This is a genomic window from Microbacterium sp. 1262 (genome assembly GCF_040544895.1).
Lineage (GTDB): Bacteria > Actinomycetota > Actinomycetes > Actinomycetales > Microbacteriaceae > Microbacterium > Microbacterium plantarum.
Map to the genome: position 1 here is coordinate 1,846,174 of NZ_JBEPKU010000001.1, position 26,686 is coordinate 1,872,859.

A 26,686-nucleotide genomic window follows, 5' to 3' on the forward strand; every position below is an offset into this window, starting at 1 on the left:
TGCTCAAGCCCCGAGATTGTCGGAGAGGACCTCGAGCACCTGCGCGCGCACGGCGCTCGCGCCGCCGGGCAGGCGCGCGGCCACCTCGTCGGCGAGAGCCTCGACGAACAGCGCGTGCGCGGCCCGCGACGTGTGCTCGAGCTCATCGCGGAAGCTCGTCCCCGCCGGCGCGATGACGAGCGCGTGCGTGGCTCGTTCGACGAGCGGGGATGCCGCGAACGAGGTGATCGCGATGACGACGGCTCCCCCGGTCGCGGCCGCCGCCGCGGCCCGCAGACTCGCCTCGTTCGCGCCCGAGCCGCTCACGACGATGCAGACGTCACGACTGCCGAGCTGCCGAGCGGAGATCTGCTGCGCGATGACGTCGGCGATCGCCTCGGCTGGCCGCCCCACGGCGGTCAGGCGCATCGCGAGATCGCTCGCGACCGGCGACGAGAGTCCGTTGGCGACGACCAGCAGCCTGCCGGCGCCGACCACAGCCGTCACCGCTCGCTCGACCTCGTCAGCCTCGAGCAGGCTCGTCGACGCCGGCAGCGACGCCGCGGCTCGATCGATCGACCTGCGCACGCGCCCGAGCGCCCCGTCGCCGTGGTGGGATGGCGCCGGCGCGGCCGCTCCGAGTTCGGCGGCGAGCGCGACCCGCAGCTGCGGATAGCCGCGGAACCCGAACGTCTGACAGGCGCGGACCACCGACGAACGCGCGACCCCCGCACGGTCGGCCAGCTGCTGCGCGGTGAGTTCGACCACGACCTCGGGCGCGTCGAGGATCACGTCCGCGACGCGGCGCTCGGTCGGCTGCAGCCCGTTGCGGAGCGCCTGGATGCGCACGGTCGGCGGAGCGTTACCGGACACGTGCGCCCTCCATGATCCGTCGGCGGATGCGGCCCGAGATGCCGTCGATCGTCATCGTGACGACGATCACGACGATCAGCAGCATCCCCACCGTCGACCACTCACGGTACTGGGTGTAGGTCGTCAGCATGTCGCCGATCCCGCCGACTCCGATGAGCCCGAGGACGGCCGACGAGCGCACGTTGATCTCGAAGCGGTAGAGCCAGAACGACAGGAACACCGGGGTCGCTTGCGGCCACACGCCCCATCGCAGCACCTGCGCCGGGCTGCCCCCGGCCGCGCGCGCCGCTTCGATGGGTCCGGCGGGGACGGCTTCAACGGCTTCGTACCCCCACTTGCCGAGGGTGCCGATGCCGTTCACCGCGAGGGCGAGCGCCCCCGTGAGCGGCGTGAGCCCGGTCATCGAGAGGATGATGATCGCGAAGATGATCTCGGGAACGGCGCGAATCGTCGAGAACACGAACCGCAGGATCGAGCGCAGCCATGCCGGACCGAACCCTCGGGCCGCCACCAGGCTGAGCGGTGTTGCCACGATGACCCCGAGCACGGTCCCGACCCACGCCATCTGAACGCTCTGCCAGGTCTGCCACAGAGCGTCCGGCAGCTTCTCCCACGTCGGCGACGAGAACATGAGCCAGCCGTAGCGCACGAGCTCGGCGGGCAGGTCAGCCAGCCGCGACCAGGTGATGTCCACCGACCAGAAGGCCAGGATGACGACGATCGTCACGGCGGCGGCGACCACGGTGCGCACCCGTCGACGCGGGCGGGAGGGCACGGCCGGCGCTGACGTGCGTCGCGGATCGGCGAGAACGGGAGCGGTCATGCGAGCCTCCGTCGCAGGGCGGAGCTGGCGGCGTCGATGACGAGCACGACGACGAGGATCTCCAGGATGATGAGCGACAGCTGGTCGTACCGGTAGAAGGTGCGCACGGCGTCGATGATGAGGCCCATGCCGCCGGCGCCGACGAGCCCCAGGACGGTCGACGCGCGGACGTTGAGCTCGAGGACGTACAGCGTCTGCGCCGCGAACGCGGGCCAGGTGTCGGGCAGGGCGAGGGCACGATTGATCTGAAGCTGCGTCCCGCCCGCGGCGCGGCCCGCTTCGAGGGGCCCCGTGTCCATCGCGTCGATCTGCTCGGAGACCAGCTTCACGATGATGCCGACGTTGAAGATCACGAGGGCGAGGATGCCGGGCAGCGCGCCGACCCCGACCATCGCCACCAGGATCGCCGCCGACAGCAGGTCGGGAACGCTCCGGACGATGTTGAGCATCGCGCGGACCGCACCCCGCAGCACCGGGCGCGGGTTGGTCGGCCGAGCCGCCCACAGACTCAGCGGCAGCGAGAGCGCGGCCCCCACCGCGGTGCCGATCACCGCCATCTGGAGCGTCTCCAGCAGCGGGGCGACGGTCCGCGGGAAGAAGGTCCAGTCCGGCTGCAGCAATCCGAGCACCTTGTCGGCTCCGTGCTGCCAGTTGCGCGCGATGCCCGACAGGTCGAGCCCGACGCCGATGCCGGGAAGGCAGGTGACCACCGTGATCGCGGTGACGATCCCTGCGACCAGCCACGGCACCGCACGTCCGCGGGGTCGCGGCGGGACGATGAGTGCGGGCGCGCTCATGCGTCGAGCCGGTCCTCGGCCGTCAGCGATCGCCCGTAGATGCCGGCGAAGTCCGCGTCGGAGGCATCCGCTGCCGGGCCGTCGTAGACGACCTCGCCCGCCCGCATCCCGATCAGTCGCACGCCGTAGGTGCGCGCCAGGTCGAGCAGGTGCAGGTTCACCAGCACCGTGATGCCCAGCTCGGTGTTGATGCGCTGGAGGTCTTTCATGACCCCGTGCGCCGTGGGCGGATCGAGGCTCGCGACCGGCTCGTCGGCCAGGACGATGCGCGGCTGCTGCGCGAGGGCGCGGGCGATCGCGACGCGCTGCTGCTGACCTCCCGAGAGAGCGGCGGCGCGATCCCAGACCCGCGGCAGCATCCCCACGCGCTCGAGCGCCTCGAAGGCGAGGCGGCGGTCGTCGGACCGGTAGGCGCCCAGCAGGGTGCGCCACACCGGGGTATGGGCGAGGCGACCGACGAGGACGTTGTTGAGCACGCTCGTGCGACCGGCGAGGTTGAAGCCCTGGAACACCATGCCGATGTCGCCGCGCAGGCGACGCAGCTCGCGCCCACGCGCCGTGTCGACGCGCACGCCGCCGACCTCGAGCACGCCCGAGGTCACGGGGACGAGGCCGTTGATCGTGCGGATGAGGGTCGACTTGCCCGATCCCGACAGCCCGACGACGGCGACCATCTCGCCCGCACCGATCTCGAGCGAGACCCCGCGCAGGCCGAGAGTGCCGTTCGGGTAGCGCACCGTGACGTCGTGCAGCCGGATGCCCGACGGCGATGCCGGGGCCGCGGCCCCGGCATCGCGTGCAGTGGTGTCGGTCACTGCAGTCCGAGCGCCTGCGCGGCGCGTGCGACGACGTCGAGCGACGAGGCGTCGGCGGGTGCGAGCTTCGTGATCGAGTAGATGCTCTGCAGCACCTCCGAGCCCTCGGCGGTGTTCGAGAAGTCCTCCAGCGCGGTCGCGATGCGCTCGCGCAGCTCGGGCGAGAGGTCCGAGCTCAGCGCGACACCGTCGTTCGGGATCTCCTCGGTCATCGCGAACACGACGACCTTCTGCCCGACGTCCGGGGTGTCCTTCTTCACGATCGTGCGCGCGTCCCAGAAGCTGAACCCGACTTCGGCGTCACCGTTGTAGACGGCGAGCACGGACGCGTCGTTCGCGGTCACGGGCAGCTGATCGATGTCGCTGTCGGTGTCGAGCCCGGCCTCCTGCAGCGCGAGGATCGGGTAGATGTAGCCGGCGGGCGACCCAGGTCCGAGCACGGCGACCTTCGCGCCCTTCACCTTGGTGATCGAGTCGAGGCCCGCGGGGCCCGTCATCGCGTCGGCGCCGTTGCAGAAGAGCATCCCGTCGCGCTCGACGGGAGCGTCGTCGCAGTACTTGTCGGGGTTGTTCGTCATGAACTGCGCGGGGTAGCTGATGTTGCCGTTGCGCTCGGTCTGCAGCACGACGTCAGCGCCGTACATGTCGTTGGCCTGCCACAGCTGCAGCGACGGGAGGAAGCCGATCTGCGCCTGGCCGGCGCCCATCGCCTCGACGGCGGCCTGATAGTCCTTCGAGACCACACCGGTGACCTCGATGCCGAGCTCGTCGCTCAGGTAGTCGGTGAGCGGAGCCGCGGTCTCGACGAGCCCGTTCTGGTCCTGCGAGGGGACGAGCGCGAGCACGAGCGACGTCGGGTCGGCGGCGGCCTCAGGGGTGTCACCGGCGGCGGGCGAGCCCGCGCAGCCGGCGAGGGTGATGGCGGCGATGGCGCTGACGGCGGCCGCGGCGAGAAGTCGGGTGGTGCGCATGAGTGGATGTCCTTCGGGTGAGGGGTGGGAAAGGAGTGGTGTGAGAGGTGTACGGAGTCAGGGGGCGGATGCCGCGGCCCACGCTTCGATGCGCGGCAGCAGTTCGGTGAGCGTGTCGGCGTGGAAGGTCGGGGATGCCGCGGCATCCGTCCACGGACCGACGAGCGCGGTGTCGTGTCCGCGCCGGTGCGCGGGCTCGAGGTCGTTGCGCCAGATGTCGCCGACCGCGAGCACCCGGCGGTCACGGACCTCGGGCGCGTCGAGCAGCCGTTCGAGCCCCGCGGGCTTGCCCGCGTCGGTGACGATGCGCGCGAAGGCGTCGCCGAGCCCGAGCGCGTCGAGGGTCTCCGCGACGCGGGTCGCCGGGGCATTGGTGACGAGGACGCACTCGGCCGGCAGGCGTTCGGCGACCGCGGCGAGCCCGACCGGCGCCTCGACGGGAGCGAGATCGGTGCCCAGCAGTGCGCGGCTGTCGAGGTAGGCACGCGACAGCGCCTCGGCCCCGACCCCCGCGTCCTCGGCCACGAGCCGGATCACGTCGTACGCGTCGAGCGGCGCCCCAGCACCGGACGGTCGGCCGCGCAGCCCGTCGTCGACCCGGGCGAGGAACCGGTCGGGATCGCCGGAGGCAGCGGCGGCAGCACGCGCGTAGGCGAGCACCGGCCCGTCGCCGAGGGCGACGGTTCCGTCGAAATCGAAGATGATGAGAGCAGGGTTCGGCACGGATCGGACTTTCTGAGTGGACGCTTCGTCCATCGTTAGGTGCACACGTGGACACAAATCCCACAGTCGATGAACTGCGGATGAACGAGATCCGACGACTCGATGCGGCGGCCGCGACCGCCGCGCGCGGCGACGCCGGGCAGGCGTTCGACGCGGTGCCCTGGCTCTCGCGATCGATAGCCCAGGATGCGGCATCCGGTCGCTTCGCACGCTGGTCGCGGTCGACCATCGTCGACGAGAACGTCGGTGCGCCCGTGCTCGACCGTGCGGTCTTCGACCGGCTGCACGATCTCGCCGGCGAGCCGAGTGCCTGGCCGGTCGGGAACGCGGGCCTCCTTCACGTGTACGGCTACCTGCTCTCGCTGACGCCGACGCCGTACGGCCTGAAGCGCGAACGGTGGCTCGGCCCCGAGCTCGCCCGCGCGTTCGGGCTCGCCGACGCTGCGTTCGCGCCCTGGGCGGACGGGCCGACGCTGCTCGAACGGGTGACGGACGCGGCGACGAGCCTGCTCCGCTCCCCCGCAGCGGCGCGGTCCGAGGCCGGCGGCGAGTACGTCACCGTGCTGTCGGCATCCACCGGTGCCGCCGCGCTCGTGTACGCGCGTGTCACCGACGACGGCATCCGCCTGGTGACGACCTTCCCCGTCGCCGACGCTGCCGCCGTCCTGACCGCGATCGACACTGCCTCGCCCGCCCCCGGCACCCCCTACCGCCCCCGGTGGAACGCCGCTCCCTGACCCGAGTCGACGGGGTGCTTCAGGAGGGGGCGTGCGCCTCCAGGAACGCGTAGAGGTCGGTCGTGTCGACGCCCGGGAAAGCGCCGGTCGGCAGAGTCGCCAGCAGCGTGCGCGGGGTCTTCACGTTCGGCCACGCGGCGGCACGCCACCGCTCCTCGAGGTCGGCCGGCGCACGTCGGCAGCACACGTCGACCGAGTGCCGTGACACCCCGCGATGGGGTGTGTCGCGCCCGAGGAACCACTTCGTGTCATCGAACCGCACGCCGACGCTGACCGAGTGCGCGCCCTCGCTCGAATGCTCGACGCGAGCCGTGCACCAATAGGTCCCGTTGCCGGTGTCGGTGTACTGGTAGTACGGGTTGAAGCGGTCATCGACGTCGAAGACCGCGCGGCTCGTCCACTCCCGGCAGCACAGCTGCCCCTCGATGGCGCCGAGGCGGTCGGTCGGGAAGTCGACGTCGTCGTTCTCGTACGCCTTCGTGATCGTCCCCGACTCGTGAACCTTGAGGAAGTGCACAGCGATGCCCAAATGCTCCGTCGCGAGGTTCGTGAATCGGTGCGCGGCGGTCTCGTACGTCACCGAATACGCGTCGCGCAGATCCTCGATGGAAATCGCGCGCCGCTCCTTGGCCTCGCGCAGGGCGGGCGCGGCATCGGCCTCGGGGATCAGCAGGGCACCGGTGAGGTAGTTGGTCTCCACCCGCTGCCGCAGGAACTCGTCGTAGCTGGCCGGCTCGGTGTGACCGAGGATGCGGCTCGACAGCGCCTGCAGCACGGCGGTCCGCGGATCGGCGGACGTCGCGGCAGCGAGGCGGCTCGACAGGTAGAGCCGCCCATGGGCGAGGTCGGCGACGCTTCTGGTCGTCTGGGGCAGATCCGCGACGTAATGGATGCTGAAGCCGAGATGCCCCGCGATGTCGCTCGCGGTGCGCTGCGTCAGCGGCCCGCCCGGGTGCCCGACCGCCGCCAGCAGCTCCCGCGCCTGCTGCTCGAGCTCGGGGAAGTAGTTGTTCTGCGTCCGCATAAGACGCCGCAGGGCGACGTTGGCGCGCCGCGCCTCCTCGGGAGTCGCCGCGCGCTCGTCGTGCAGCCGCTCGATCTCGCCCTGCAGCGCGAGAAGGGCGCGCAGCACCTCGTCGGGCACGGCGCGCGGGATGCGGAACGGCGTGATCCCGGCGCTTCGGAACGTCGGCCCCGCCATCGCGCGGGCGACCTCGATCTCCAGGGCCGCACGGGGATCCAGCTCCTCGGACTCGAGGAGCGCATCGAGCGAGGTGCCGAGGGCGCGCGCGATCGTGCGGAGCAGCGAGAGCTTCGGCTCGCGGCGACCGTTCTCGATCATCGAGAGCTGGCTCGGCGCACGCCCGACGGCAGCGGCGAGGTCGTCGAGGGTCATCCCTCGTCCGGTGCGGATCTGCCGGATGCGCCGGCCGATCGTGAAGGCGTCCATGTCCTCATCGTCGAGCGCCACGCCCGCGGCGGCGACGGCGTCCTTGCGCGTCATGGCGGGATTCTGTCACGAAAGCAGAAGATCGGCCGATCTTCTCCTCGAACCCGGCGGTGCTGCGCCCGGTAGTTCGCCCACAGTGGTCTCCACGACGGGCAGAGCCGCCCGTTCTGACGAAGGAGACCGACATGACCACGATTCCCGCTCCGGGTCCGCTGCGACCCGGCGACCAGGTTCAGACCGCTGCCGAGCTCGAGGAGCTGTGGCAGACCGACCCCCGCTGGGACGGCATCGAGCGCACGTACCGCGCAGACGACGTCATCCGGCTGCGTGGCTCCGTCCGTGAGGAGGCCACCCTCGCCCGCCGGGGTGCCGAGTCGCTGTGGAACCTCCTCCACACCGCGGAGTACGTCCGCGCCCTCGGGGCCTACACGGGCGGCCAGGCCGTCCAGCAGGTGCGCGCTGGCCTGAAGGCGATCTACCTGTCCGGCTGGCAGGTCGCCGCCGACGCGAACCTCGCCGGGCAGACCTACCCCGACCAGAGCCTGTATCCCGCCAACTCCGTGCCCGCCGTCGTGCGGCGCATCTCGAACGCGCTGCTGCGACAGGACCAGATCGAGCACGCCGAGGGCGGCCGCACCCGCGATTGGCTCGCCCCGATCGTCGCCGACGGCGAGGCGGGGTTCGGCGGTCCGTTGAACGCCTACGAGCTCGCGGCATCCCTCATCGCCGCTGGTGCCGCCGGCACGCACTGGGAGGATCAGCTCGCGAGTGAGAAGAAGTGCGGCCACCTCGGCGGCAAGGTGCTGGTGCCGACCGCTCAGCACATCCGCACGCTCAATGCCGCGCGGCTCGCCGGGGATGTCGCGGGCGTGCCTGCGATCGTGATCGCGCGGACCGACGCGCTGGGCGCCGACCTCATCACGAGCGACGTCGACGAGCGCGACCGCCCCTTCCTCACCGGCGAGCGCACGAGCGAGGGCTTCTACCGCACCCGCGCCGGGATCGACCCCGTCATCGCGCGCGGCCTCGCGTTCGCGCCCTACGCAGACCTGCTGTGGGTCGAGACCGGCGAGCCCGACATCGAGCTGGCCCGCGAGTTCGCCGCAGCCGTCCACGCGGAGCATCCCGGCAAGCTGCTCGCGTACAACTGCTCGCCGAGCTTCAACTGGAAGCGGCACCTCAGCGACGCGCAGATCGCGACGTTCCAGGCGGAGCTGGCCGAGCTGGGCTACCGGTTCCAGTTCATCACCCTGGCCGGATTCCACGCCCTCAACCACTCGATGTTCGACCTCGCCCGTGGCTACGCCGACCGTGCAATGAGCGCGTACGTCGAGCTGCAGCAGGCGGAGTTCGACGCCGAGGCGCACGGCTACACCGCCACCCGCCACCAGCGCGAAGCCGGCACCGGCTACTTCGACGCCCTCTCGACGGCGCTCAACCCCGACAGCGCCACCCTCGCCCTGGCCGGATCGACCGAGGCATCCCAGTTCTGACCCGAGCGTCACAGATCACAGGAGACGAGACCATGACCATCACAGAGACTCAGAGCCGGCGGCGCACCTGGACGGGGCCCGTACCCGTGCAGACGCACGAACCCGCGATCGAGGTGCGCGGCGAGATGCACCCGCGCTTCGACGAGATCCTCACGCCCGACGCGCTCGACTTCGTCACGGCGCTGCACGACCGCTTCGCGGGGCGACGGCACGACCGCCTCGCCGACCGGATGCGGCGCCGCTTCGAGATCGGCAACGGGGCCGACCCATCGTTCCGCAGCGACACCGCGCACATCCGCGAGGACGACTCGTGGCGCGTCGCGGGTGCGGGCCCGGGCCTCGAGGACCGCCGCGTCGAGATCACAGGACCCACCGATCCCAAGATGACGATCAACGCCCTGAATTCAGGCGCCCGCGTGTGGCTCGCCGACCAGGAGGACGCCACCTCGCCGACCTGGCGCAACGTCATCGGCGGGCAGCTGTCGCTGCGCGACGCGATCCGCGGTGAGCTGGAGCACACCGGTCCCGATGGGCGGCGCTACACCGTCACCGCCGAGCGCACGCCGACGATCGTCATGCGCCCGCGCGGCTGGCACCTCACCGAGAAGCACCTCGCCTACACCGACCGCACAGGGCGCACCCTCGACGCATCCGGGTCACTCGTCGACTTCGGGCTCTATGCGTTCCACAACGCCGTCCGGCTCGTCGAGAGCGGCCGGGGACCGTACTTCTACCTCGCCAAGCTCGAATCCAGCGCCGAGGCGCAGCTGTGGGACGACGTCTTCTCGTTCACGGAGCGCCGGCTCGGACTGGCCCACGGCACCATCCGGGCGACCGTGCTGATCGAGACGCTGCCGGCGGCGTTCGAGATGGACGAGATCCTCTTCGCTCTCCGCGACCACTGCGCGGGTCTCAACGCCGGACGGTGGGACTACATCTTCTCGATGATCAAGAACTACCGCGGCCGCGGGGCCCGGTTCGTGCTGCCCGACCGCAGCGCGGTCACGATGACGGTGCCGTTCATGCGCGCGTACACCGAGCTGCTCGTGAAGACCTGCCACCGCAGGGGCGCGCACGCGATCGGCGGGATGAGCGCCTTCATCCCCAACCGGCGGAACCCCGAGGTCACGCGCGCCGCGTTCGAAAAGGTCGCCGCCGACAAGCGGCGGGAGGCCGGCGATGGGTTCGACGGCACGTGGGTCGCGCACCCCGACCTCATCCCGATCGCGCGCGCCGAGTTCGACGCCGTGCTCGGCGACCGCCCGAATCAGCTCGACCGGCAGCGCGACGACGTCGAGGTCGCGGCATCCGAACTCATCGACTGCCACATCGGCCTGCCGATCACGACCGCCGGTGTGCGCGCGAACGTGTCCGTCGCCGTGCGCTACCTCGAGGCCTGGCTGCGCGGGATCGGCGCCGTCGCGATCGATGACCTGATGGAGGATGCCGCCACAGCCGAGATCAGCCGCTCGCAGATCTGGCAGTGGATCCACCAGGACCGCACGACGGATGACGGCACGCCGATCACCCGCGCCTGGGTCGACGAACTGGTCGACGAGGTCATCGCCGAGGTCGAGCGCCGCGACGGCGACCGCTTCGACGATGCCGCGGCCCTGTTCCGCGAGGTCGCGCTCGGCTCCGAGTTCCCCGCGTTCCTGACCCTCCCCGCCTACGCGAAGTACCTCTGAGCCGCCTCCCCTAGCCCCCGTCGGGGCTGGGGGTAGGTCAGGGGGACAGGAGGGGGATCAGAGACGGAGGGGCGGGGCGGGTCTGGAAGTCGCTGCCGACGATGCGCTGACAGCCGTCGAGCTCGACGGTCACAGTGAGAGGCGCGCCGCCCGCGGCGGCCGTGACGTCCGGGTGGACGACGACGAAACGGGATGCCGTCTCGGAGCAGTGCGCGCCCGTGGCCCGAGCAGCCGCGGCTTCGAGAACTGCAGCGGCCTCGTCAGCGTCGAGCGAGAAGGTCGCCGCGAACAGGCCCCCATCCCCGACGACGGTCGGCGTGCTGGCCGGGGCTTCGACCTGATAGACGCACACCAGGGCGCCGGCGACGTCGACCGGCGGTTGCGTCTCGGTCGGCGTCCACCGGAGGACGTTGAGCGGGGCCACGCCCGCACGCGTCGCTCAGCCGACCGCCGTCGCCTCGTGCAGTTCGACGCGACCCGCCCCCGAGGACGTGCGGTCGACGACCTCGAGCCGAGCCAGAGCGGCCAGGGGTTCGTCCTCTTTGGGGCCGCCGCATGCCGTCAGGGGGAACGACATCGGCACGAAGCGGCCCGCCGCATCCGTCGCCCAGATCGCGCGGAAGGCATACCCGACGGCGGGGCAGACCGCTGCCGGCCCAGGATCGCTGGGCGCCGCCATCGCGTCGAGGAATTCCGTGAGGTCGCCCTCGTAGCGCCGCACCTCGTTGCCGGCGATGACGCCGTCGGCATCCTCACGCGTCACGCCGTTGGCGCACTCCAGCACCGCGACGACCTCGAAGTCTTCGGGGACGAGACCAGCGCCGGGAAGCGGGTTGAGGATCGGGTCCGGGCACGACATCGTGTCGGACACGGTCGCCACCTCGCGGACAGGCGGCGGTCCGAGCGGGATCGACGCGCACCCCGCGAGAAGCAATAGCGTGGCCGAGCCCGTGGCCAGCGCCACCCGCATCCGCATCCCCGCTGCCCTCCCCTGCCCTGTTGCTTCCGTTCCCTCCCACGCTACGACAGCGCCCGCTCCCGCACGTGACGACCCCATAACGAGGGCTTCGGGTCAGGGAAGCAGGCCGCGCTCGAGGGCCAGGGTCACGGCGCGGGTTCGGCTGTCGACGCCGAGCTTGTCGTAGACCCGCAACAGGTGCGTCTTGACGGTCGACTCGCCGATCCCGAGCTGCACCGCGATCTGCCTGTTGCCGTGCCCCGCGGCGACGAGGCGCAGCACGTCCGTCTCGCGCGGAGTGAGAGCGGATGCCGCCGGCTCGGGCTGCCGCATCCGTTCCACCAGACGCACCGCGACGGCCGGCGAGAGAGCCGACTGGCCGGCGGCGACCGACCGGATTCCCGCCACGATCTCCTCGCGTGGAGCCGCCTTCAGCAGATAGCCGCTGGCTCCGGCCTCGATGGCGGCGAGGATCTGGTCGTCGCTCTCGTAGGTCGTGAGGATGAGCACGCGCGGCCCCGCGGCCCCATCGCGCGCCGCCACGATACGAGCCGTGGCTGCGACGCCGTCGAGCACCGGCATCCGGAGGTCCATGAGGATGACGTCGGGATGCGCCTCGGTGGCGAGCCGGACGGCCTCGTCGCCGTCGGCGGCCTCCGCGATCACCTCGAACCCGGGCTCGTCGGCGAGCAGACCGACCAGCCCCGCCCGGACGATCGGGTGGTCGTCGACGATGAGCAGACGGATCATGCGCGCACCGCCGCGCCAGCGCTCGGCACAGGCGACCCGGGCAGCCGAACGGAGAGCGTCGTCCCCGAACCCGCGACGGCCGTGATCTCGAGGTTCCCCCCGGCGAGTGCGACTCGCTCGCTCATGCCGTCGAGACCGTACCCGGTGCGCGGAGACGAGACGTCGAACCCGCGCCCGTCGTCCTCGACGACCAGTCGCAGGGCGCCGTCGTCCTCGCGCGTGAGCGCCACCGTGACCCGCGCGGCTCCCGCGTGCTTGCGCACGTTGGCCAGCGCCTCCTGCAGGCAGCGCAGCGCGACGACCTGCGTCTCGCGATCGGCCCCGGAAGCCGTGTCGACGACGGAGATCTCGAGCCCGGTGTCGGCGCGGAAGCGTTCGGCGAGCCGCTCCACCGCAGCGCCGAGCACGGGGTCGTCGGGGACGGCGGCGGTGCGCGCGACGATCGCACGGGCCTCGCCAAGCGCGTCGCGAGCGGCCACCTCGAGGCGCTCGACCGCGGTCGCGGCGCCGCCTGCATCCCCCGCGCGCGAACGCCGCCCGGCCTGTTCGGCGAGCATGACGATTCCCGCGAGGGTCTGCGCGAGGGTGTCGTGGATCTCGCGGGCCAGATGCTCCCGCTCGTCGGCCGCGCCCTTGTCGCGGCTGAGCGCCTCGACCTGCTGCTGCGCCCGGGAGAGCTCGTCGAGCAGGCGCGCGCGCTCGGTGCCGTATGCGGCGATCGCTGAGATCCACCACCCCATCGCGATCGAGAACGCAACCGAGAGCACCGCGACGGCAGCTGCCTCCAGCAGCGCGTCGGGAGCGAAACCGAAGCCGCCGGCATACCCGACGAGCATCCCGGCGCCGACCGAAAGCGATCCCACGACACCATCACGGCGCAACGGAGCGAAGATCCACACCAGCGGATACACGATGACCTGCATCGTCGCGAGCGAGACCTCGCCGAACGTCATCGCTGCGATCGAGACCGTCACGACGGCGAGGAACACCGCGAAGCGCCGGGGATCCTCCGCGCCGGCGGAGGGCCGCGCGATCAGATACGCCGCGAGCAGGAGCACCAGGCCCGCGACCGCCCACGGCAGCCGGTCCGTCTCTCCCGCGGCTGCGAGGATGCCCACGCCGAGGGCGAGCACGACACCGACGGCGACATCCACCCAGCTGCGACTGATCACGCTCCCATCCTGCCCCTCAGCGGATGCGCGAGCGGATGCGGGCCGCCGCGAGCACCGCGAACGCCACGGCCACGACAGCGAGCACGACCGCCGCGACCCAGACCGGGACCGTCGCCGACCCCACCTGCAGGTCGAGCCCGTAGATGCGGCTGAGCTCCTCGACCGCGCCCGGCGCCCCGCCCGCGAGGCGATCGAGTGGATCGGCGGCGAACTCGCGCCGCACGAGCATCGCCGACTGCGCGAACGGGAGCACGCCGACGGCATCCCGAACGGCGTCGGGAAACGAGCCGACGGGGATGTACGCACCCGCGACGAAGCCGGCCAGGGTTCCCACGAGGGTCGACAGTCCCGAGTACGACCCGCTCGTGCGAAGAAACGACACCACGAACGCCCAGAGCGCCGTGTAGGCGGCAACCGAGAGGACGGTCCACAGCACGATGCGGATGATCTGCCCGGCGTCGGGGAGCGTCCGCCCGGTGAGCCCGAGGTAGGCCAGCGCGACGGCGAGCACGATCAGCGTGGTGATCAAACCGATGATGAACGCCGACCCGAGGTAACCGAGCACGAGCTGCGCGCGGCGCACCGGCGAGACGAGGAAGTCGCGGAACCGTCCGGACGCGGCATCCTCGACGAACGTCGACAGCGCGCCGAGCGGCGTCGTGACGGCGGCGACGGCCACGACCCCGGCGAACATCCACGAGTCGACGAAGTCGCGGGCGGCGTCGGCATCGAACCCCGGAGTCGCGGCGAGCGAGTCCACCTGCATCTGGCCGAGGAACAGGGCGTAGAGCAGGAAGACAACGAGGGCCCCGGTGAGCGAGAAGAACACCCCGAGCGGGTCCCGGTAGAACAGTCGGAGATTGCGCCCGACGTACGCCTGCACGGTCTTCATCGCGCCGCCTCCCCTGTTGCTGTCTCCCCCGCCGCCGCCTGTCCGGTGAGGGCCAGGAAGACGTCGTCCATGCGTCCATGACGGAACTCGAAGTCGAGCACCGCGTCGCCCCGTTCGGCGAGGATGCCGCGGGCTTCGGCGGCATCCGCCACCGCGATGCGCTCGTCGCCGTCCGCCGTGACGAGCGACAGGATGCTGGAGCTGTACCGCGCCCGCAGCTGCGCCGGAGTGCCGTCGGCGACGATCCGCCCGCGGTCGATGATGCAGACCTGGTCGGCCTCTTCCGTCTCCTCGAGGTAATGCGTCGTGAGGAACACGGTGAGACCGGCGCGCTCGCGCAGCTCATGGATCGTCCGCCACACCATCTGCCGGCTCGCGGGATCGAGTCCCGTCGTCGGCTCGTCGAGGAAGACGATCTCCGGGTCGTGGAGCAGCGCGCGGGCGATGTCGGCGCGGCGACGCTGCCCGCCCGAGAGCCGGCCGTAGCGACGGTCGATGAACTCGCCCAGGTCGATGATCTCGGCGAGGCGGTCGATGCGGTCGCGGATCGCCGCCGTCGAGCCGAGGTACGGACGCGCCCGCACCGTCAGGTTCTCGCGCACGGTGAGGGCGGAATCGAGGAGCGAGTCCTGGAAGACGACGCCGATCGCGCGGCGCACGGCGTCACCGTCGGAGCGCACGTCGTGACCGGCGACCTCGAGCTGCCCCGCATCCGGCTCGATCACAGTCGTGAGAGCGCTGATCGTCGTGGACTTGCCGGCCCCATTCGTCCCGAGGAACGCGAACACGCCCCCGGCGGGCACCTCGAAGCTCACGTCGTCAACGGCCGTCACGTCGCCGTATCTCTTGGTCAGGCCGCGCACGACGGTCGGTGCGCTCGCTCTCGTGGTCATGCCTCCAGCGTGCCGGTTCCGTCGCCGGCGCGGGAGAGGTCATCCGGTCGATCCCCGTCCACCATTCGGTGGACCACGCCGCTACTCTCGAAGGGTGACCGAACGCGCACCGCTGTCCCGCAAGCTCTTCGCCATCGCCGAGTCGGCGACCCTCAAGGTCGACGCCAAGGCCAAGGCCCTGCAGGCCGCCGGCCGGCCGGTCATCTCGTACGCCGCGGGCGAGCCCGACTTCTCGACGCCGCAGTTCATCGTCGAGGCCGCTCAGCACGCCCTCGCCGACCCGGCCAACTACCGGTACACCCCCGCCGCCGGCCTCCCCGTGCTGCGCGAGGCGATCGCCGCCAAGACGCTGCGCGACTCGGGCCTCGAGGCCCAGCCCTCGCAGGTCATCGTGACCAACGGCGGCAAGCAGTCGGTGTACCAGGCCTTCCAGACGGTCGTGAACCCCGGCGACGAGGTGCTGCTGCCCGCGCCGTACTGGACCACGTATCCCGAAGCGATCGCCCTGGCCGACGGCATCCCGGTCGAGGTCTTCGCCGGCGCAGACCAGGAGTACAAGGTCACCGTCGAGCAGCTCGAGGCCGCGCGCACCGAGCGCACCACCGTGCTCGTCTTCGTCTCGCCCTCCAACCCGACGGGGTCGGTGTACACGCCCGAGGAGACCGCGGCGATCGGCCAGTGGGCTCTCGAGCACGGCATCTGGGTCATCAGTGACGAGATCTACCAGAACCTCGTCTACGAAGGCGCCCGCGCGGTCTCGATCGTCGAGGCCGTACCCGAGCTCGCGGGTCAGACGATCCTGGTCAACGGCGTCGCCAAGACCTACGCCATGACCGGATGGCGCGTGGGCTGGATGGTCGGCCCCGCCGACGCCATGAAGCTCGCCGGAAACCTGCAGTCGCACCTCAGCTCCAACGTCAACAACGTCGCGCAGCGCGCGGCTCTCGCCGCACTCACCGGCCCGCAGACCGAGGCCGAGGAGATGCGCTTGGCCTTCGACCGTCGGCGCCGGCTCATCGTCGAGGAGCTCGCGAGGATCCCCGGCGTCGAGGTCCCCAACCCCCTCGGGGCGTTCTACGTCTACCCCGACGTCACCGGACTCCTCGGACGCTCCTGGGGCGGCGTCGAGGCGAACACGAGCCTCGAGCTCGCCGACCTGATCCTCGAGCAGGCCGAGGTCGCCGTCGTGCCCGGCGAGGCCTTCGGTCCGTCGGGCTACCTGCGCCTGTCGTACGCGCTCGGTGACGATCAGCTGCTCGAGGGCCTCCAGCGCCTCCAGCGCCTCTTCTCCTAACCCCTCCTTCTCCCGTCGAGTCGCCAAGAAACGCGGATGCCGGTACCCGACCATCCGCTTTCTCTGGCGAGTCGACGGCAGCGACGGGGTTAGAGCTCGACACCGACGAGGACGGGCTCGGGCTGCAGGATGAGGCCGAACTCGGCCTGCACGCGCTGCTGGACGAACCGCGCGAGTGCGGCGAGTTCCTCGGCCGTCGCTCCCCCGCGGTTGGTGAGCGCGAGGGCGTGTTTGGTCGACAGGCCGGCTCGCGATCCGGGCAGCGAGAAACCCTTGCCGATACCGGCGTGCTCGATGAGCCAGGCCGCGCTCACCTTGACGTCCGGCTCGGCCACCTCACCCGTCGGCGAGACGCCGTAGTACTCGTTCAACGGGATCACCCGGTCGGTCACTGGGTCGGGTGCCACCGGCCAGCGCGGGCAGGCGTCGGGCAGCGTCCGAGCGAAGGCGGCGGTCACCACGGCGTTCTGGAAGAACGACCCGGCGCTCCACGTGTCGGGGTCGGCGTCGTCGAGCACCATCCCCTTGCTGGCCCGTACGGACAGCACGGTCTCGCGCACCCAGCGCAGCGACACCGTCGCCTCCGGGTCGAGCCCCAGGGCGCCGCGCAGCTGCGGCCCGCTGATCGCGAACTCGCCGTGCCCGACTCGGTCGAGCTCGAGCGTGATCGACAGGATGACCGCGGAACGCGCCGCGACCGATCCGTGGTGATGCTTCAGCACCGAGGTGCGGAAGCCGAGGCCCAGCTCGGCTGCCGGCACGACACTGACCTCGCCGGTCGACTCGTCGAGCAGCTCGACCTCGACGAGGGTCTGCACGACCTCCTGACCGTAGGCGCCGATGTTCTGAACGGGAGCTGCCCCCGCGGTGCCCGGGATGCCCGACATCGCGGCGATCCCGCCGAGACCGGCCGCGACGGCGTACTCGACGAGGTCATCCCACGAGTGTCCGGCCTGCACCTTCAGACGCGCACGCCCGGGATGCGGCGACGGCAGCTCTTCGATCCCGGTCGTGCGCACGGCGACGACGGTGCCGTCGAACGGCTCGTCACCCACCAGCAGGTTCGACCCGCCTCCGACGACCAGCCAGGGCTCACCGGCCGTCCACAGCTCGCACATCGTGGCGACGAGCTCGTCGGCCGTGTGCACCTCGACCATGCGGTCGGGCACGGCGCCCGCGCGCAGCGTGGTCAGCTCCGCGAGGGGTCGCGGTTCGATCTCGGCCACGGTCACTCGGCGGTGCGCACGCGCACTTGCGCCTTGCCGAGCACGACGGTGCCGTCGTGGCTGACGGTCAGGTCGATGCGTGCGACGCCCTCATCGACGGCGCCCACCTTCGCGACGACGGTGAGAGTCGCGCCGGTCTCAGCATCGACGACGACAGGGCGGGTGAAACGCACGCCGTACTCGACGATGCGGCCGCTGTCGCCGAGCCACTCCACGATCGTCTCGACGGCCAGCCCCATCGTCAGCATTCCGTGGGCGAGCACACCGGGCAGGCCGACGCGTGCCGCGACGTCGTCGCGGTAGTGGATGGGATTGAAGTCGCCCGATGCCCCGGCATACCGTACGAGCGACTCGCGCGTGAGCTCGACGGTGCGTTCGGCGACGACGGACCCGACAGTCAGATCGCTCATGCGTCCTCTCCCCCGACCAGCAGCACGGAGACGGCGGTCACGACGTGGTCACCGGCGACGTCGCGGATATCCGCCTCGCTCGTCACCATCGCCCCCTTGCCGAAGGCACGGATGCCGGTGACGGTGAGCTGCGCGGTGAGCTCATCGCCCGCGACGATCGGGCGCGTGTAGCGGAATCGCTGCTCGGCGTGCACCGTCCGCTCGAGGGCGATGCCCGAGTCGGCCTCGCCCAGGAGCTGCTGCAGCGTGAGGTCCTGGATCACCATGGCGAAAGTCGGCGGAGCGACCACGTCGGTGTAACCCAGCGCACGTGCCGCTTCGGGGTCGGTGTGCTGCGGATCGGTCGCGAAGACGGCGCGGGCGAACTCGCGCACCTTTTCGCGACCCACGAGGTACGGGGCGGTCGGCGCGAAGGCGCGGTCGACCAGATCGGGGTTCACGGACACCGTCCGATTCTACCGGTGGCCCCCCGACGGCTGCGCGGCCCGCTTCGTCGCGCGTGCCGCCCGGTGCGCCTTCACGGCGCGGATCGCCATCTGAGACGCGATGAAGGTGAGGAACACGGCGAAGAGGATGTTGGCCGTCAGCGGGTTCAGCAGCGTCGCGATCCACGCCCCCAGCGCCGTGGTTGTACACGCGGCGAGCCCGACGACGAGGGCCGCCACGAGGTCGACGTTGCGTCGCCGAGCGTTGCCGACGGTTCCCGAGATCGCGGTCGGGATCATCATCAGGAGCGAGGTGCCCTTCGCGATGAGGTCGCTCGTGCCGAAGAGGAACATCAGCGCCGGAACGACGATCACGCCTCCGCCCACACCGAGCAGGCCGGCCATGATCCCCGTGAACAGCCCGAGCCCGGCGAGCCCGATACCGACGCCCCAGTTCAGTTCGAGTACCGCGTCACGCGAGGGCACCACGATGAAGAGCATCACGATGACCACGACGAGGAACCCGACGAAGCCCCACCGCAGCGCGTTCTGCGGGATCTTCGCCAGCAGCCAACTGCCGATCTGTGCGCCGATCACGGCACCCGCGGCGAGGATGATGGCCGGGACCCAGGCGACGGATCCGGTGAGGGCGTAGGAGATGACGCCGACCGAGGCCGTGGGGACGATCGCGGCGAGGGAGGTTCCGGCAGCCAGCCGCTGATCGAATCCGAGCAGCAGCACCAGGAGCGGGACGATGACCGTTCCGCCGCCGACGCCGAACAGTCCCGACAACAGGCCGGCCGCGAGCCCGACCCCGGCACACGCCAGATAGAACCGCGCGCTCCGGCGCGCACCACGCTCGACCATCACTGCTCGACGTAATCGTCGATGAGCCAGCCGGAGCCACCCGGAACGAGCGTGTAAAGCGCTGAGAAGCTCGCGGGAACGGGGTTCTCGAGCGGAGCACCGGCGGCGTCCGCCGTCTGCGTGAAGGTCTCGACGGTTTCGACGTAGATGGTGTCTCCTTCTCGGGTCGTCGAGATGAAGCTCACCTCGTAGTCCTCGACCGAGTTGTTGAACTCGCGGGCCGCCTGGGCGAAGTCCGCGCAGTCGGACAGCCCGCCGCTCGCGAGGAACTCGGGAGTCAGGATGGCCTGGTAGGCCGCGCAGTCCATCTCGTCCCATGCGTCGTCGTACGCGTCGACGATGTCTTCGGCCGCCCGCAGATCGGCCCCCTGGACCGCCGTCGCACCGGGGCGATCGCTGCTCGGATCCAGGATCCCCACGATGAAGCGCGGAATGAACACGGCGGCGAGGACGACGAGCCCGACGAGGACGACGCCGAGCGCGACGAAGACGATCCAGAGCCGGGAACGGCGCGGAGGCGCTGCGTCGGTTTCGCCGACGGCGCCGGTCACGGCCGCCGTCGCGATCGACGGATGCGCGCCGGGATACACCGGCGCGAACCCTCCCGGCGACGGCGGGATCAGCGGCAGCGCGTCGGTCGGCGACGCGGTGTCGGATGCCGCGACCCCGTGCTGGCTCTCGGTGAGGGAGGCCTCCGTCACGGCCGGCGGTTCTTCGGGCTGAGGCTCGGTCTCCGGCTCCGGCTCGGGCTCGACGGGGGCGTGTGTGTGCTCGGTCCACCGCGAGCCGTCCCACCATCGCAGTGCGCCGTGCCCGTCGTCGTACCAGCCCGGAGGCGTCGAACCGCTCAACTCTGCCTTCTCTCGCGTCGGGCGCAGATCCGCCTCGTTCAGACTACCGATCGGCCGAGACCGGCCGGCCGCCCGCGGCATCATCGGCCGCGCCGAGCTCGGCGACCGAATCCGGCTGCTCCGTCGCCGCCTGCTCGAACTGCGATTGGTACAGACGCCAGTAGGCGCCCTGAGCCGCGATCAGCTCGTCGTGCGAGCCCTTCTCGACGATGTCGCCGTGCTCCATCACGAGGATGAGGTCGGCATCGCGAATCGTCGACAGCCGATGCGCGATGACGAAGGAGGTCCGCCCCTCGCGCAGCGCCGACATGGCCTGCTGCAGCAGCAGCTCGGTTCGGGTGTCGACGGAGCTCGTCGCCTCGTCGAGGATGAGCACCGCGGGCTGCGCCACGAACGCGCGCGCGATCGTGATGAGCTGCTTCTCGCCGGCCGAGACGTTCGCGGCATCCTCGTCGAGGACGGTGTCGTACCCGTCGGGCAGCGAATGCACGAAGCGGTCGACACGCGTCGCGATCGCCGCCTCGACGATCTCGTCGTCGGTCGCGCTCTCGCGGCCGTAGCGGATGTTGTCGCGGATCGTGCCGGCGAAGAGCCAGGGGTCTTGCAGCACCATCCCGGTGCGCGAGCGCACGTCGTCTCGGGACAGCTCGGAGATGTCCTGACCGTCGAGGAGGATACGGCCGCCGTCGAGCTCGTAGAAACGCATGAGGAGATTGACGAGCGTGGTCTTGCCGGCCCCGGTCGGACCGACGATGGCGACCGTCTGGCCCGGCTCGACGCGGAAGGTCAGGTCGGTGATGAGGGGCTTCTCGGGAGAATAGGCGAAGCGGACATGCTCGAACTCGATCACGCCGCGGCCTCCGCGCGCCGGCTCGACATCGGGAGCGTCGGGGTCCTGCTCGTCCTCGTCGAGGAGCTCGAACACCCGCTCAGCGGAAGCCGTGCCCGACTGCACGACGGCGGCCATGCCGCCGAGCTCAGACAGCGGCTGGGTGAACTGCTGCGAGTACTGGATGAACGCCTGCACGTCGCCGAGTCGCAGCTGGCCCGAGGCGACCATCAGACCGCCGAGGACCGCGATGCCGACGTACGTGAGGTTCCCGATGAAGGTCATGCCCGGCATGATGAGGCCCGAGAGGAACTGCGCCTTGAAGGCCGCTTCGAAGAGCTCGTCGTTCTCGGCCTCGAACTTCTCGCGGGCGTCTCGTTCGCGACCGTACACGCGGACGAGGGCGTGCCCCGAGAACGACTCCTCGACACGAGCGTTCAACCGGCCGACCTTGCGCCACTGCACCGCGAAGGCCTTCTGCGACCGCGGCCCGATGACACCGAAGATCACGGCCATGAGCGGCAGCGAGACGAGCGCCACGAGCGCCAGCTGCCACGAGATCGAGAACATCATGAACAGCACGCCGACCACCGTCAGCACGCTCGTGAGCGCGGTCGAGAGGGACTGCTGCATCGTCTGCGTGATGTTGTCGATGTCGTTCGTGACCCGCGAGATCAGCTCGCCGCGCTGGACCCGGTCGAAGTACGACAACGGCAGCCGGTTGATCTTCGCCTCGACCGACTCGCGCAGACGCCACATCGTCCGCACCATGATGATGTTGATCACGAAGCCCTGCAGCCAGGTCAGCACGGCGGAGCCGACGTAGATCGCGAGGACGGTGACGACCACCCACTTCAGCCGGTCGAAGTCGACGCCCGCGCCCACCTGGAAGTTCTGCATCGCCCCGACGATGTTGGCGACATCCGTCTGCCCTGCGGCGTTGAGCGCCGCGACGACGTCCTCCTGGCTCGTACCCGGGGGGAATTGCGAGCCGAGGTTCGCGGAGACGACGCCCTCGAAGATGAGGTTGGTGGCATCGCCGAGCACGCGCGGGGCGAGGACGGCGAGAACCACGCCGACCGCACCGAGAACCGTCATGAGACCGAACACGAGGGCATAGGGGCGCAGCAGACCGATCATCCGCAGGAAGCTCGGCCCGAACTTCGCCGCCTTGCCGGGAGCGACACTGTCCCAGCTGCCGGAGTTCTGACGAGCCTGTTCCGCGAGCTCGAGCTCGGCGCGCTCCTCGTCGGTGAGGTTCTCGGCGCTCATGCGTCCACTCCCAGCTGCGATTCGACGATCTCGCGATACGTCTCGTTGGACTCGAGGAGTTCTTCGTGCGTACCGAGACCCGCCATCCGGCCGTCGTCGAGCACGAGGATGCGGTCGGCACCGGTCACCGTGGAGATCCGCTGTGCGACGACGATCTTCGTGACCTCCGGCAGTTCGCGCCACAGCGCTTCGCGCAGTCGCGCGTCCGTGGTGAGGTCGAGCGCGGAGAACGAGTCGTCGAAGACCAGGACGTCGGGGCGCCGCACGATCGCTCGTGCGATGGCGAGCCGCTGGCGTTGCCCTCCCGAGACATTGGTGCCGCCTTGCGCGATGCGCGCTTCGAGGCCTCCCTCCATCTCCGCGACGAAGTCGCGCCCCTGCGCGATCTCGAGTGCCTTCCACAGTTCGTCGTCGGTCGCGTCCTCCCGCCCGAACCGGAGGTTCGACGCGACCGTGCCGGTGAACAGGAACGCGCGCTGAGGGACGTAGCCGATGCCGCTCCAGAGCAGGTCGAGGTCGGCCTCGCGCACGTCGACGCCGGCGACCGTCACCGATCCCCCGGTGACGTCGAACAGCCGGGGTATGAGCGAGACGAGCGTGGTCTTGCCCGACCCCGTCGACCCGACGACGGCGACCGTCTCGCCGGGATCCGCGCGGAACGAGATGCCCTGCAGCACCGGCGTCTCGGCGCCCGGGTAAGTGAACGCGACGTCGTCGAACACGATGGCGCCGGGCTCGGGGAACTCCCGCACGGGCGAGGCGGGACGCTCGAGCGCATCCTGAGAGGAGAGCACCTCGCCGATCCGGTCGGCGGAGACCGCGGCGCGCGGGATCATGATCGTCATGAACGTCGCCATGAGCACGCCCATCAGGATCTGGCCGACGTACTGCATGAACGCGAACAGCGTGCCGATCTGCACGTTGCCCTGATCGACCTGGATGCCGCCGAACCAGATCACGCCGACGACCGTGACGTTGAGCACCAGCATCGCCAGCGGGAACATCAGCACGAACAGCGACCCGACCTTGCGCCCGACGATCATGATGTCGGTGTTGGCACCGCGGAATCGCTGCTCTTCGATGCGCTCGCGGACGAACGCCCGCACGACCCGGACGCCGGTCAGCTGCTCGCGCATGATGCGGTTGACGTTGTCGAGCCGGGTCTGGAACTGGCGGAACAGCGGCACCATGCGGCCGATGATGAGCCCGGCGACCACGAGCAGGAGCGGCACAGCGACCCCGATCAGCCAACTGAGCCCGACATCCTGCTGCAGCGCCATGATGACGCCGCCGATCGCGAGCATCGGAGCTGTGACGAGCATCGTGGCGCCCATCATCGCGAGCATCTGCACCTGCTGCACGTCGTTCGTGTTGCGGGTGATGAGCGTGCCCGGACCGAAGCGCGACACCTCGCGCTCGGAGAAGCCGCTGACCTTCTCGAAGACGTCGCGTCGGATGTCGCGTCCCGCGGCCATCGCGGCACGGGCAGCGCACAGCGTCGCGATGACCGACGCGACGATCTGCCCGAGCGCGATGACCAGCATGATGGCCCCGCGCGACCAGATGTAGGCGGTGTCGCCTCGGGCGACGCCGTTGTCGATGATGTCCGCGTTCAGTCGAGGCAGATAGAGCGAGGCCATCGCCGAGCCGAACTGGAACACCAGCACGCCCAGGAGCAGCCACCGATAGGTGCGCAGATAGCGGAACAGGAGCTTGCCGAGCATGGGTCTCCTTGAGCGAGTCGACCGGACGGTTCATGGTAGCGCCGGGCTCCGACACGCGAACGACCGTGGATCCTCACAGCCGCCGCCGATGCCGGATCGGTACCGTCGGTGCCATGACGACCGGCAGCTCCGTGCCCCCGCTCTCGATCACCGACGGTCTCCAGAACTTCACGCCACAGGAGCTCCGGAGCCTGCGCGACGAGTTCCAGCAGTTCCTCCTGGAGTACCGCTTCGGCATGCAGGAGATCGAGACGAAGCTGCAGATCCTGCGCGACGAGTTCCAGCAGCTGCACGATTACAACCCCATCGAGCACCTCTCGAGCCGGCTGAAGTCACCCGACGGCATCGTGGAGAAGGTCGTCCGGAAGGGGGTCGAACCCGAGTTCGCGTCGATCCGCGAGCACATCACCGACATCGCCGGCGTCCGCGTCACCTGCAGCTTCACGCAGGACGCCTATCGCCTGTTCGACCTGCTCACGGCCCAGGACGACATCGAGGTCCGGACCGTCAAGGACTACATCGCTGAACCCAAGCCCAACGGCTACAAGAGCCTGCACGCGATCGTGGAGGTGCCCGTCTTCCTCTCGACCGGACGCATCACCGTGCCCGTCGAGGTGCAGTTCCGCACCATTGCGATGGACTTCTGGGCGAGCCTCGAGCACAAGATCTATTACAAGTTCGCCGCGAACGTGCCGGCGGAGCTGACCGCGGAGCTGAAGGATGCCGCCGAGACGGCGGCCGAGCTCGACGCGAAGATGGAGCGCCTGCACCGCGAGGTGCGGCACCGTCCCCGCGTCGTGCGCATCTGAGCGCGCGACGCGGGGACGCGGGGATCAGTCCTCCGAGACCGTGATCTCGACGGGGATGTTGCCGCGGGTCGCGTTCGAGTACGGGCACACCTGGTGCGCGGCGTCCGCGAGCTCCTGGGCGACCTCGCGCTCGACGCCGGGCAGCACGACCTCGAGGACGACCGAGAGCGAGAACCCGCCGGCATCCGTGGGGTGGATCTGCACCTGGCCGCCGACGGCCGAGTCGGTCACGTCGATCTTCTTGGAGCGCGCCACCATCTGCAGGGCGGAGTGGAAGCAGGCGGCGTAGCCGGCGGCGAAGAGCTGCTCGGGGTTCGAGCCGCTGCCCGAACCCCCCATCTCCTTCGGAATGGCCATCTCGAGGTCGACCCGGCCGTCCGTGGTGCGGACGTGCCCGTTGCGGCCGGCGCCCGTCGAGAGTGCTTCGGCGGTGTAGAGAGCGCTCATGCGTGCTCCTCCTTCATTTCCTTTTCGGGGGTGGTCTTCGTCGCGCGGGTATCCGCGCGCAGATCGGTGGCGGTGTCGCGCATCCCGTCCGCCAACTCGGTGAGGGCGGCGATCAGCTGCCGGGCACCATCGACGGTGACGCCCATCCCCTGCGCGATGCAGGCGGGCACGTGGGCGAGCTCCGAGCGCAGTTCGCGGCCTCGGGGGGTGAGCGACACGGTCACGACGCGCTCGTCGACACTGTCGCGACCCCGTTCCACCAGGCCGTCACGCGTCATCCGGCGCAGCAGCGGCGACAGCGTGCCGGAATCGAGGTCGAGCGCCTGGCCCAGGTCGCTGACGCTGCGGCCGTCGCGGTTCCACAGCAGCACGAGCACGAGGTACTGCGGGTAGGTCAGTCCGTGCGGCTCGAGGAGAGCCGCGTACGCCTTCGTCGTTGCCCGCGACGCGGCGTAGAGCGAGAAGCAGACCATGTGCTGCGTCGGTTCCATACATGCACTGTACACAACTAGGTTGTGCGCAATCAATATGCTGGAAAAGTGCGCCGGCAGCCGCGGCCACCGGCGCACTCGTCAGCGATGACGTCAGGGCGTGGGCATTCCGCCGTTGACGTTCAGGGTCTCCCCCGCGACGTAGCTCGACTCTGCCGACGCGAGGAACACGTAGGCGGGCGCGAGCTCCGCCGGCTGACCCATACGTCCCAGCGGGGTCTCCTCGCCGAAGCTGTCGATCTTCTCCTGCGGCTGGCCGTCGCTCGGCTGGAGCGGCGTCCAGATCGGCCCCGGCGCCACGGCGTTGACGCGGATGCCCTTCGGCGCGAGCTGCTGGGCGAGCGCCTTGGTGAACGTGTTGATCGTCGCCTTCGTCGAGGCGTAGTCCACGAGCGTCTCGGACGGCGAGTAGGCCTGGATCGACGTGGTGTTGATGATCGAGGCACCTGCCGGCAGGTGCGGCAGCGCGGCCTTGGTGATCCAGAACATCGCGTAGACGTTGGTCTTGAAGGTGTCGTCGAACTGCTCGTCGGTCAGATCGGCCAGCTCGTACTGGAAGATCTGCTTGCCGCCGTTGTTGACGAGGATGTCGATGCCGCCGAGCGCCGAGACCGTGTCGGCGACGAGCGAGCGGCAGTACTCCGGGTCGCGCAGGTCGCCGGGAAGCTGCGCCACCGTCACACCCGCATCCTTCAGGATGCCGGCGATGCGCTGCGCGTCCTCTTCCTCCTCGGGAAGGTACGAGATGGCCACGTCGGCACCCTCGCGCGCGAAGGCGATCGCGGTAGCGGCGCCGATTCCCGAGTCGCCGCCCGTGATGAGCGCCTTGCGCCCGGTCAGGCGGCCGCTGCCACGGTAGCTCTCCTCGCCGAGATCGGCCTTCGGCGTGAGGTCGGCGTCGAGGCCCGGCTCGTCCATGTGCTGCTTCTCGGGCTCGATGTCCGCGTACAGCTCGGCGGGGTTGACGAAGGTGTACTGGTCACGGGACATGGTGTCTCCTTCCATCGGTCTTCCTGGGGGTGGTCGT

28 protein-coding genes are annotated in these 26,686 nt (G+C 70.3%); 5 read left to right on the top strand and 23 right to left on the bottom strand.

Going from position 1 to position 26,686, the window contains the following annotated elements; genetic code table 11:
* Positions 1-3 precede the first annotated feature (3 nt).
* Genes ABIC53_RS08810 through ABIC53_RS08835 form a run of 6 tightly spaced genes read right to left on the bottom strand, consistent with a single transcriptional unit; the run spans position 4 to position 4,981 of the window.
* On the bottom strand, positions 4-852 hold the full coding sequence (locus ABIC53_RS08810) for a MurR/RpiR family transcriptional regulator (protein ID WP_354451156.1): 849 nt from the start codon (positions 850-852) through the stop codon (positions 4-6).
* Entirely contained in the window at positions 842-1,675 is an 834-nt protein-coding gene (phnE, locus tag ABIC53_RS08815; RefSeq protein ID WP_112616846.1) for a phosphonate ABC transporter, permease protein PhnE, read from the bottom strand. Before phnE (ABIC53_RS08815) ends, ABIC53_RS08810 begins: the two co-directional genes overlap by 11 nt.
* A complete protein-coding gene (phnE, locus tag ABIC53_RS08820) occupies positions 1,672-2,472 on the bottom strand; it encodes a phosphonate ABC transporter, permease protein PhnE (RefSeq protein WP_354451158.1) in 801 nt (266 codons plus the stop codon). The genes phnE (ABIC53_RS08815) and phnE (ABIC53_RS08820) overlap by 4 nt, the downstream gene beginning before the upstream one ends.
* Positions 2,469-3,287: a phosphonate ABC transporter ATP-binding protein gene (phnC, locus tag ABIC53_RS08825; RefSeq protein WP_112616842.1), complete on the bottom strand. Its 819-nt coding sequence runs from the start codon at positions 3,285-3,287 to the stop codon at positions 2,469-2,471. Before phnC ends, phnE (ABIC53_RS08820) begins: the two co-directional genes overlap by 4 nt.
* Positions 3,284-4,258, bottom strand: coding sequence for a phosphate/phosphite/phosphonate ABC transporter substrate-binding protein (gene phnD / locus ABIC53_RS08830; protein ID WP_112616840.1), 975 nt, complete (start codon positions 4,256-4,258; stop codon positions 3,284-3,286). The genes phnC and phnD overlap by 4 nt, the downstream gene beginning before the upstream one ends.
* 57 nt (positions 4,259-4,315) lie before the next feature.
* Positions 4,316-4,981, bottom strand: coding sequence for an HAD family hydrolase (locus ABIC53_RS08835; RefSeq protein WP_112616838.1), 666 nt, complete (start codon positions 4,979-4,981; stop codon positions 4,316-4,318).
* Between the two features lie 80 nt (positions 4,982-5,061).
* Here ABIC53_RS08835 and ABIC53_RS08840 point away from each other — a divergent pair, with 80 nt between their 5' ends.
* A complete protein-coding gene (locus ABIC53_RS08840) occupies positions 5,062-5,718 on the top strand; it encodes an amino acid deaminase (protein ID WP_354451161.1) in 657 nt (218 codons plus the stop codon).
* Positions 5,719-5,737: 19 nt separating this feature from the next.
* Here ABIC53_RS08840 and ABIC53_RS08845 read toward each other — a convergent pair whose 3' ends face one another.
* On the bottom strand, positions 5,738-7,168 hold the full coding sequence (locus ABIC53_RS08845) for a helix-turn-helix domain-containing protein (protein ID WP_114588209.1): 1,431 nt from the start codon (positions 7,166-7,168) through the stop codon (positions 5,738-5,740).
* Positions 7,169-7,353: 185 nt separating this feature from the next.
* On the opposite strand from ABIC53_RS08845, the gene aceA reads away from it, so the two are divergent.
* Complete coding sequence (gene aceA, locus ABIC53_RS08850) at positions 7,354-8,661, top strand: isocitrate lyase (protein WP_323987319.1); 1,308 nt, start codon at positions 7,354-7,356, stop codon at positions 8,659-8,661.
* A 32-nt stretch (positions 8,662-8,693) separates the two neighbouring features.
* Positions 8,694-10,349 carry a malate synthase A gene (aceB, locus tag ABIC53_RS08855; protein WP_354451163.1) on the top strand — a complete coding sequence of 552 codons (1,656 nt, stop codon included), beginning with the start codon at positions 8,694-8,696 and terminating at the stop codon, positions 10,347-10,349.
* Between the two features lie 37 nt (positions 10,350-10,386).
* On the opposite strand, the gene ABIC53_RS08860 is transcribed toward aceB, so the two are convergent.
* The 6 genes from ABIC53_RS08860 to ABIC53_RS08885 form a co-directional block, all read right to left on the bottom strand.
* Positions 10,387-10,773 (bottom strand): hypothetical protein, encoded by a 387-nt coding sequence (locus tag ABIC53_RS08860; protein ID WP_354451165.1) that lies wholly within the window; start codon positions 10,771-10,773, stop codon positions 10,387-10,389.
* 15 nt (positions 10,774-10,788) lie between these two features.
* Entirely contained in the window at positions 10,789-11,313 is a 525-nt protein-coding gene (locus ABIC53_RS08865; RefSeq protein WP_354451167.1) for a hypothetical protein, read from the bottom strand.
* Between the two features lie 108 nt (positions 11,314-11,421).
* Positions 11,422-12,057 (bottom strand): response regulator, encoded by a 636-nt coding sequence (locus ABIC53_RS08870; protein WP_112616828.1) that lies wholly within the window; start codon positions 12,055-12,057, stop codon positions 11,422-11,424.
* Positions 12,054-13,229, bottom strand: a complete 1,176-nt coding sequence (locus ABIC53_RS08875) for a sensor histidine kinase (protein ID WP_274178516.1) — start codon at positions 13,227-13,229, stop codon at positions 12,054-12,056. The genes ABIC53_RS08870 and ABIC53_RS08875 overlap by 4 nt, the downstream gene beginning before the upstream one ends.
* 16 nt (positions 13,230-13,245) lie before the next feature.
* A complete protein-coding gene (locus ABIC53_RS08880) occupies positions 13,246-14,121 on the bottom strand; it encodes an ABC transporter permease (RefSeq protein ID WP_274178515.1) in 876 nt (291 codons plus the stop codon).
* Positions 14,118-15,014 (bottom strand): ABC transporter ATP-binding protein, encoded by an 897-nt coding sequence (locus ABIC53_RS08885; protein WP_274178514.1) that lies wholly within the window; start codon positions 15,012-15,014, stop codon positions 14,118-14,120. The genes ABIC53_RS08880 and ABIC53_RS08885 overlap by 4 nt, the downstream gene beginning before the upstream one ends.
* 94 nt (positions 15,015-15,108) lie before the next feature.
* Here ABIC53_RS08885 and ABIC53_RS08890 point away from each other — a divergent pair, with 94 nt between their 5' ends.
* The gene (locus ABIC53_RS08890) at positions 15,109-16,308 is read left to right on the top strand and encodes a pyridoxal phosphate-dependent aminotransferase (RefSeq protein WP_354451170.1); all 1,200 of its coding nucleotides are present in this window, start codon (positions 15,109-15,111) and stop codon (positions 16,306-16,308) included.
* Between the two features lie 89 nt (positions 16,309-16,397).
* Here ABIC53_RS08890 and ABIC53_RS08895 read toward each other — a convergent pair whose 3' ends face one another.
* Genes ABIC53_RS08895 through ABIC53_RS08925 form a run of 7 tightly spaced genes read right to left on the bottom strand, consistent with a single transcriptional unit; the run spans position 16,398 to position 23,912 of the window.
* On the bottom strand, positions 16,398-17,534 hold the full coding sequence (locus ABIC53_RS08895; protein WP_354451172.1) for a UDP-N-acetylmuramate dehydrogenase: 1,137 nt from the start codon (positions 17,532-17,534) through the stop codon (positions 16,398-16,400).
* A gap of 2 nt (positions 17,535-17,536) precedes the next feature.
* Positions 17,537-17,944, bottom strand: a complete 408-nt coding sequence (locus ABIC53_RS08900; protein ID WP_112616814.1) for a MaoC/PaaZ C-terminal domain-containing protein — start codon at positions 17,942-17,944, stop codon at positions 17,537-17,539.
* Positions 17,941-18,390 (bottom strand): FAS1-like dehydratase domain-containing protein, encoded by a 450-nt coding sequence (locus ABIC53_RS08905; protein ID WP_274178511.1) that lies wholly within the window; start codon positions 18,388-18,390, stop codon positions 17,941-17,943. Before ABIC53_RS08905 ends, ABIC53_RS08900 begins: the two co-directional genes overlap by 4 nt.
* A gap of 9 nt (positions 18,391-18,399) precedes the next feature.
* The gene (locus ABIC53_RS08910) at positions 18,400-19,236 is read right to left on the bottom strand and encodes a sulfite exporter TauE/SafE family protein (RefSeq protein ID WP_274178549.1); all 837 of its coding nucleotides are present in this window, start codon (positions 19,234-19,236) and stop codon (positions 18,400-18,402) included.
* Positions 19,236-20,087 carry a DUF2510 domain-containing protein gene (locus tag ABIC53_RS08915; protein WP_354451175.1) on the bottom strand — a complete coding sequence of 284 codons (852 nt, stop codon included), beginning with the start codon at positions 20,085-20,087 and terminating at the stop codon, positions 19,236-19,238. Before ABIC53_RS08915 ends, ABIC53_RS08910 begins: the two co-directional genes overlap by 1 nt.
* 43 nt (positions 20,088-20,130) lie before the next feature.
* The gene (locus ABIC53_RS08920; RefSeq protein WP_274178510.1) at positions 20,131-22,188 is read right to left on the bottom strand and encodes an ABC transporter ATP-binding protein; all 2,058 of its coding nucleotides are present in this window, start codon (positions 22,186-22,188) and stop codon (positions 20,131-20,133) included.
* Positions 22,185-23,912, bottom strand: coding sequence for an ABC transporter ATP-binding protein (locus ABIC53_RS08925; RefSeq protein ID WP_114588120.1), 1,728 nt, complete (start codon positions 23,910-23,912; stop codon positions 22,185-22,187). The genes ABIC53_RS08920 and ABIC53_RS08925 overlap by 4 nt, the downstream gene beginning before the upstream one ends.
* 113 nt (positions 23,913-24,025) lie before the next feature.
* Between ABIC53_RS08925 and ABIC53_RS08930 the strand changes: the two genes are divergently transcribed.
* Complete coding sequence (locus ABIC53_RS08930) at positions 24,026-24,721, top strand: GTP pyrophosphokinase (protein ID WP_112616804.1); 696 nt, start codon at positions 24,026-24,028, stop codon at positions 24,719-24,721.
* 24 nt (positions 24,722-24,745) lie between these two features.
* Here the strand turns inward: ABIC53_RS08930 and ABIC53_RS08935 are convergent, their stop codons facing one another.
* From ABIC53_RS08935 to ABIC53_RS08945, 3 genes are all read right to left on the bottom strand, one after another.
* Positions 24,746-25,168: an organic hydroperoxide resistance protein gene (locus tag ABIC53_RS08935; RefSeq protein WP_282502171.1), complete on the bottom strand. Its 423-nt coding sequence runs from the start codon at positions 25,166-25,168 to the stop codon at positions 24,746-24,748.
* Positions 25,165-25,659 carry a MarR family winged helix-turn-helix transcriptional regulator gene (locus ABIC53_RS08940; protein ID WP_240309688.1) on the bottom strand — a complete coding sequence of 165 codons (495 nt, stop codon included), beginning with the start codon at positions 25,657-25,659 and terminating at the stop codon, positions 25,165-25,167. Before ABIC53_RS08940 ends, ABIC53_RS08935 begins: the two co-directional genes overlap by 4 nt.
* 93 nt (positions 25,660-25,752) lie before the next feature.
* Positions 25,753-26,649, bottom strand: a complete 897-nt coding sequence (locus ABIC53_RS08945) for an SDR family oxidoreductase (protein WP_112616993.1) — start codon at positions 26,647-26,649, stop codon at positions 25,753-25,755.
* Positions 26,650-26,686 lie beyond the last annotated feature (37 nt).